This window comes from Leptolyngbya cf. ectocarpi LEGE 11479 (assembly GCF_015207065.1).
Classification (GTDB): Bacteria; Cyanobacteriota; Cyanobacteriia; order Phormidesmidales; family Phormidesmidaceae; genus Leptothoe; species Leptothoe ectocarpi.
Map to the genome: position 1 here is coordinate 1 of NZ_JADEXP010000347.1, position 6,666 is coordinate 6,666.

The 6,666-nt window shown below is 44.2% G+C and carries 5 protein-coding genes; 1 reads left to right on the plus strand and 4 read right to left on the minus strand.

Features of this window, described 5'->3' with window-relative positions; translation table 11 throughout:
- Window positions 1-18: 18 nt before the first annotated feature.
- Window positions 19-765 carry a thioesterase II family protein gene (locus tag IQ260_RS25230; RefSeq protein WP_193995841.1) on the plus strand — a complete coding sequence of 249 codons (747 nt, stop codon included), beginning with the start codon at window positions 19-21 and terminating at the stop codon, window positions 763-765.
- Here IQ260_RS25230 and IQ260_RS25235 read toward each other — a convergent pair.
- The 4 genes from IQ260_RS25235 to IQ260_RS25250 form a co-directional block, all read right to left on the minus strand.
- On the minus strand, window positions 748-1,284 hold the full coding sequence (locus tag IQ260_RS25235; RefSeq protein ID WP_193995842.1) for a GtrA family protein: 537 nt from the start codon (window positions 1,282-1,284) through the stop codon (window positions 748-750). The genes IQ260_RS25230 and IQ260_RS25235 overlap by 18 nt on opposite strands.
- Window positions 1,285-1,301: 17 nt before the next feature.
- A complete protein-coding gene (locus IQ260_RS25240) occupies window positions 1,302-3,716 on the minus strand; it encodes a glycosyltransferase (RefSeq protein ID WP_193995843.1) in 2,415 nt (804 codons plus the stop codon).
- Window positions 3,717-3,742: 26 nt separating this feature from the next.
- Window positions 3,743-5,146, minus strand: coding sequence for an MFS transporter (locus IQ260_RS25245; protein ID WP_193995844.1), 1,404 nt, complete (start codon window positions 5,144-5,146; stop codon window positions 3,743-3,745).
- A gap of 45 nt (window positions 5,147-5,191) precedes the next feature.
- A partial coding sequence (locus IQ260_RS25250) for an alpha-amylase family glycosyl hydrolase (RefSeq protein ID WP_193995845.1) occupies window positions 5,192-6,666 on the minus strand: 1,475 nt, incomplete at its 5' end.

The window sequence follows — 6,666 nt, forward strand, 5'->3', positions numbered from 1 at the left end:
ACGTTATAAAGCGGTGTCATGGCTTTTCTTACTCCTTGGTTGAAGGTTTTGTCTACTTCGCAACAGTTACCTATTCGATTATTTTGTTTTCCTTATGCAGGTGGCTCAAGTCATATTTTTCGTTGCTGGCCAGAGACCATATCTTCCAAATTAGAAGTATGTGCCGTTGAGTTGCCGGGACGGGGGCATCGTTTCTCGGAACTACTGATGACTGAGTTGACAGCTGTAGTATCGGCGGTCACTAACGCGATCAACCCCTATTTAGATCGACCTTATTTTTTGTTTGGTCACAGTCTCGGAGCTTTATTAGCCTACGAGGTAGCGCGATCTCTGCAACAAAAAGGACAGATTGAGCCAGCCCATTTAGTGATTTCCGGTCGGAATGCACCTCATTTTCCAGTATCTGTCCCGCCTATCCACAAACTACCCGAAACAGAATTTATTGCCGCTATTCGTCACTATAACGGGACTCCTGAGGCGGTTCTCGAAAACCCAGAGCTGCTGGATTTATTTTTGCCAGTGTTGCGAGCAGATTTTACTATGCTGGAGACCTACCAGTATCGTTCAAAGCCACAGCTTAGCTGTCCTATCAAGGTTTACAGCGGTACCACTGATACTCATACCAAGCCAGCAGGGTTGGCTGCATGGCGGCAGCAGACCAGTGGACCATTTACACAAAAACTCTTTCCCGGAGACCACTTTTTTTTGCAACCACAGCAGGCTAGTTTGTTGAGTGATTTGAGTGTATTAGCTGATCAGCTCTGAAACATCAGAAGTTATCCCTTCTTTTTGGGTGTTCTCCTCTCCAGTTGGCTCGCTCGCTTGCTCTTTCACCTGCCAATTGAGCTTCAAATTAACGTTAAAGTTCCAAAAGACGACGCCTGCGATCGCAATAATTTTCGCTACATACTCATTAACTCCAAATGTGTAAAACATGAGATCTACAATTAGAATATTGAGAACTAAACCGACCAAACAGATCAAATTAAATTTTATGAATCGCTGCATCCGATCCCGAAAGCGTGGCCGCAGCATTGATATATCCCGAAATGTCCAGTTCTCATTTCCGAGAAAATTATTGATGATTGCTAATTCTGTTGATGCCATAGCACTTGGTGTTATCGTCCACCCAAGCATCTGATGTAAGCAGTAAAAGCCTCCTAGATCTAGGAATACTCCACTTAATCCAACAATAGAAAATCTCGTCAGGTGCCTAAAAAACGCTAACAACTCATCTGTCGCCAGCCTATCGATGAAATTGCTAATTCTAAAATTTTGACCCATCGCTGACGTTTCCCTTATCAAGACACTTTAATTCTCGTAAATTGCCATAACCCTTTAGGACTAGTTTTTTGGGGTTTTATAAGTTCATCTAATACGTAGCTATCGTTTTTCTCTAATACTTGAAACGATCTAATAGTCTTCTTCTCAAGAAAGAAGACTTTATCATATTCCATAGGAATTGTGATTGCTACGTTATTTGCTGCCGATAAAAGATAGGTTTGAGATAACGTGCGACTTAAGTACAGAAGATCACCAAGTCTGACAGGTGATTCATCAACAAAAATCAAAGACTTTTCGAGCGTTTCTGATTGCTGGATGACCTGGGCAACCCGAGTTGTGAACTGATTTTCTGAGCGACTCCACCAGTGTCCATCATGTAGAAACTTAATATCTGAAATTAAACCAAAAGTTATTGTTAGTAGCAGTACAGATTGCCAAAATTTTCGTTTCCAAAGTTGGCTCTGGGCAATGCCAAGCCCTAATATATAGGCTAGAGTAAGCTCTTCAAAAAGATAGAATGGCAGCTGGTATCGAATTTGTATAGATCGGACTCCGCCATAACCTAAATCCCAGACGAGTAGTGAAATTCCTGAGAATATAGCGATTAAGATAATTAAAAGATGCGTGGGCTTACTAGATAATTTACAAACGAGAAAATATCCTGAGGAAGTAAGTATAATTAAACCCAATACCAGTGAAAATAGACTGTAGTACGCAGGCCCTTCTAATTTAAATGAATCAAATAAATGGATGTCAGACGTTAAATTTAGATCAAAAAGTGGTCTACTCAATCGTGCAAAATAAATAGCAATAAGATCTAGGGGGCTATCAATTAGCTTCTTTCCCCAACCCGATGTTAAGTTTATTGCTGTACTGATATGCCTGACTAAAATAATGGCCCAGGGTAGAAATAGACAGCTGGATATGAGTGTACTTAGCAAATAGCTACATACAATTTTCCGATGGTGCAGTCCGTATCGCATAAGTGCATATGCACCATGGGCCATCAGAACTAAACCTGTTAAAAGATGGGTATAAAGTCCCAGAACTGTGCTCAGACAATAGATTCCCCAGCTACTTGCAGTTTGACGGCGGCTTGCCCTCAGGAATGCTGCAGTGGATACTAAAATTGTTACCATCCAAAGGCTATATTGCCGAGACTCTTGGGCAAAAAATATTTGTAGGGGAGATACTGCCACTAATGCCATGGAGATCCAACCCACTGTTGAGGATTCAAATAGTTCTAAACAGATCCAATAGACACTGGGAAGGAGAAACAGACTGATTAGGGCTGATAAGCTTCTAAGGGCAGCAGGAGAATCGCCCAAAAGCTGTGCCCACAGCCTCACAATTGCGTAGTAAAGCGGCGGATGTTGTGGATCTGAGGTAACAAGATAGTTAATGGTACTACCAACCCCTCGATCTGGATTTAGGTGTTGATAGGTATCTAAAGCTGAAATGCTAAATGGGTTCCTATGATCGTTAATCTCTTGTCTGACTTCAGCAACCGTATGGCCAGAAATAGCTAAGGCTGTCCAGGGTTCATCGCCACAAAAAGCTTTTTGATCTAAGTGAGTAAAGCGAAAAAAGGTACCTAGGGCAATCAGAATAATAACGAAAATTTTGAATCTAATAGGTGGTTGTAACCACGGCTCTTCTTCCTTATCATCTATTGATGACCATTTAAGCAGACGGCCAAATAGATTAATGCGTAGCCGCACCAAGTGGTGCAAATAATCAAAATAGTGTTTGGAAGTTACTTTAGTTTCACCCTCCAGGCGTTCTTGAAAGATATACCCCGCTTCGGCTATTTCACTGATTTCTCCTTTGGCAAGGACTTCAAGCAGAATTTTATAGCCGATGGGATTTAGCGTTTTGTTTGCGATCGCAGCACGACGCACCAGAAAGTAGCCGCTCATGGGATCTGATACCTGAGTGAGTATCTCAGGCAATATCAGTAAGCCCAGCAGTTGGGCTCCACGAGACAAGAAGCGTCGCCCAATATGCCAATCACTGATGCCACCTCCTGTAATATGGCGACTGGCAACAACTAAATCGGCTCCCTTTTTAATCTCATCTAACATTTGTAGGAGTGTGGCGGGTGGGTGCTGTAAGTCCCCATCCATAACTCCTAGTATTTCACCAGCAGCCTCTTCCCAACCACAAATTACAGCTGAGGAAAGTCCCCGATCCGCTGTCCGTCGTATGACCCGTAATGAAGGATATTGAGCTGTTAATGACTGGGCAATTTGCCAGGTTCGATCTGGACTATTGTCATCTACAATAATCAACTCATATTTTCCAGAGATAACACTCTCTAGTGAAAAGCTCAATTTATCAACTAGATGAAGAATGTTATCAGATTCATTGTACGTTGGAATAATCAGAGAAAGGTCAATCTGATTGCGGTTATTCTCTGTATCAGATACCATCAATGTTTAAAAATTTATAGAAATACTTATGTCGTGACCAACGGTTCTGATTCAACAATTTCTTGCGACTCAAGTAGCGTACTATCAAGATTTAAGCAGCGAACATAGACATATACAGCTAGAGACACAATTGCAAGTAAACTGCCTGCCAGGATCATTAGAAATCCAATCCCACGCCCACCGCCAATACCAATCAACTGACCAACCGTACTGGCAAGGAGGCCATCTTTAGCTAACATAGGCTCTAACACAACATCAGCTAAAGGACTAGCACTGATGGTGCCGATGGTGGCCAACAACCCTGTGAACGTACCTACGAGGGAAAGAACTCTCCCCTGATGGCTCAAGCGAGCACACCGCTGCCAAATGGTTTGACTGGTTCCCATAATAATAGGCAAGGTTAAAAACGAAATAAATAGTCCCAAAGAAATTATAGGAATCGATTGTCTAGTACCGGCAATAACTAACCCGACACTGCCAATGAACGATGCCACGAACAAATTTTGCAGGGCATGGTGCCCGCCTCCCCAAATACTCATTAAAATACTCCCTATCACCATACCAATGCCGCCTAAAGACATGACGCTACCGAAGGTTTGAGCACTTGAAAAGGAAAGGACCAATGGGTTAAGTAGCACCTGAGCCATACCGTTAACAAAGAAATAAAGTCCCATAAAACCCAGCAAAATCAGCAAGGCAACTTGTGAGGAAATAACATTCCAGCCCTGGAAAATTTCTTTCAGTAGTGAGCGATCTTGAAAAGACGATGTGTCAGGCTCTGGTTGGGGAATAGATACAAACAACAAGGTGCTCAGGCCAATGGCATAGCTGCCCAAATCCAGACACAGTAACCCACTTAAATTTAGGGTACCCACGAGAAAACCGGCCAGGGCTGGTGCTGAAATCTCACTGAGGGCTGAACTAAATTGCAGCATCCCGTTTACTCGTCCAAGCTGCTGCTTACTGACCATCATAGGGATGGCTGCCCCCTTAGCAACCATCTGAAAACATCCACACAGCGATGTGGCGAATGCTGAAATATAAGTATGCCAAATCTGTAAACTTCCGCTCATTTGCAACAGCAACAGTGCTGCAGTGACAACGGCCGCACCACAGTCACTAAAAAAAATAATCCAGCGTCGATTCCAGCGATCTACTAACGCACCCACCAATGGAGTTAAGACGACCCCTGGCAACATAGTGATGAAGAAAACTAGGCTCAGCTGGGTTACCGCCTGAGTATTTTGATAAACCCAAATGCCCAGGCCAAATCCAGTCAACCGCGTACCAATTTGAGAAAGCGATTGACCAAACCAAAAAAGAATAAAGTTTTTGATCTGTGGAGGTAAGGAAAATAAACGATAGAGCCAGGGGATCTGTATATCAGAAGAGTCAGAATCTGAGCTTTGAGAAGGCTGTTCGCTGGCCATGGCTTTTATATCATGAATGCATTCACCCTAGAGACAGGGTACAAGCTAAAAACTTATTGCCTCTTCGCGACTGACGGCCCAATCCTGCTGCTTAAGACTATACCAAGGTTCTCTTGAGAGCGGCCATGGGTAGGTTTCCAGCTGTCCTAGGACAAACGCAAAAGGAGGGAGTTGAGCTTTTAATCGTTGATCAATCCACTCCAGCGTGCCGCCAGCGGTAGTGACTCGCAGCTTTAAATCTATAATCTTGCCATGGCTTTCGGGAATTGGGATATCGGTTTCTATAAGATGCTGTGTGCCCAGATTCATAACCACTAGAAGGGGAGGTGTTCCTTGGGCATCATGGAGGAGCACACATCGTAAACCGTGGTCCTTGGCGATGAGAATGGTGCGATCGCACGTTTGAATATTGACCATCTGTCTGCGCATGTCCGCTAATGTATGAATTAGCTGAAATGTCTCATGTTCCTGATTGTAAGGCTGAAATACTTTTCGATTAATCGGCCCAAATTTCCAAACACAGGCCGGATTATCAAACATATCCTCCCGCACATGGCAGTCATGACCGATCCACTCCCCTGTATCTTCCCGCTGATGCATCCCCAAGGCACCGGAAAACTCCTGCTCTGTGCCCGCATAAATTGCCGGTCTCTGGGGACCTAATATGGAACAGGCCAATGCGAAATGTAAACAGCTCGTTGCCTTAGCCCGATCCGAATGACGGACTAAGAACTCATGGAAGATGCGAGTTGTATCCTGATTGTCCAAAAACATCAGATTGTTACGCCAGCCAGCTGCATAGGTAGAGCCGGGTGCCAATCGGCCGCAAAAATAATCTGCAAAGCCACCCAACCATTCTCCATTGCCTAGGGCATGTTTCAAACTGTAGTGGGTGGGATAATCTAAGAATCCTGAGAAATTCGCCCCATTGTAAGCGGTTAACTCCCCATGGGAACTGCCCGCATGTTCCGCAATTTGCAAGAAATCTGTTTTTCCCAAGTAGCGAGCATATCTTGAAATCTCCGCTACACAAGGCTGCCAGAAATCTACGCCTACATGACGCGCCGAATCATATCGAAAGCCATCCACATTGGTAACAGCTAACCAATATTTAAGGTGATCTATCAGCAAACTACGTACATGGCTGCTCTCTGTTCGCCAATCTTCTAGGAACCCAAATAACCGCTGATTGACCATATCAGTATATTCAGGACCGTGAAATAGTAGCGTATTGCGAGTTTCCACCGGAAATGGCATGACCGCTGCGCTGTCCCCGCGCACATACTTAAATTCACCCCCCGATGGGCCACCATATTCCTCCCAGTCAATATTGTCTGCCAGGTGATTCACGACTACATCAAGGATGACAGCAATATCTAGATCATGGGCCTCAGCCACCAATGCCTGGAGTTTCTGGAGCGTTCCTAGCCGGGGATCCACCATCAACAAATGAATTGGGTGATAGCCGTGATAGCCGCTATACTCATTCACATAAACCGGACTCACGATCAGCACCCCAA

Excerpts from the sequence above, each read along its gene's own strand:
- IQ260_RS25245 (WP_193995844.1), bottom strand. The coding sequence starts at position 5,146 with ATGGCCAGCGAACAGCCTTCTCAAAGCTCAGATTCTGACTCTTCTGAT.
- IQ260_RS25230 (WP_193995841.1), top strand. The coding sequence starts at position 19 with ATGGCTTTTCTTACTCCTTGGTTGAAGGTTTTGTCTACTTCGCAACAG.
- IQ260_RS25235 (WP_193995842.1), bottom strand. The coding sequence starts at position 1,284 with ATGGGTCAAAATTTTAGAATTAGCAATTTCATCGATAGGCTGGCGACA.
- IQ260_RS25240 (WP_193995843.1), bottom strand. The coding sequence starts at position 3,716 with ATGGTATCTGATACAGAGAATAACCGCAATCAGATTGACCTTTCTCTG.